The organism is Psychroserpens mesophilus, from assembly GCF_050617655.1.
GTDB lineage: Bacteria > Bacteroidota > Bacteroidia > Flavobacteriales > Flavobacteriaceae > Psychroserpens > Psychroserpens mesophilus_A.
The window spans coordinates 1-239 of the sequence record NZ_JBODQC010000471.1; the positions used below are offsets into that span (position 1 = coordinate 1).

Below are 239 nucleotides of genomic sequence, written 5' to 3' on the forward strand. Positions count from 1 at the left end.
AAAATCCTCGATACCCGGTGTTGCCGGCTGGCGGTAGAAGAATGTCAGCCCGATGGAAATAGCCAGGCAGGCTGCTGCGCCAATCAGGACACGACGGCGGAATTTCCATTTCCTGTGGTGATCGGCCTTGCGGGCCGATTCCATGATCCGGTCCCGTAACGCCTGTTTTTCATTAGGGGATAATATGTTCTTTGAATCTTGTTGCATGGTGTTTTTGGATAGGGAATCGGTGCATGTCT

Annotated in this window: 1 protein-coding gene; it reads right to left on the reverse strand. The window is 51.9% G+C overall.

The window, feature by feature from the left end:
• Nucleotides 1-207, reverse strand: a 207-nt coding sequence (locus ACRHNM_RS18035; RefSeq protein WP_431138005.1) for a hypothetical protein, incomplete at its 3' end; no start/stop codon positions are given.
• Between the last annotated feature and the right edge of the window lie 32 nt (nucleotides 208-239).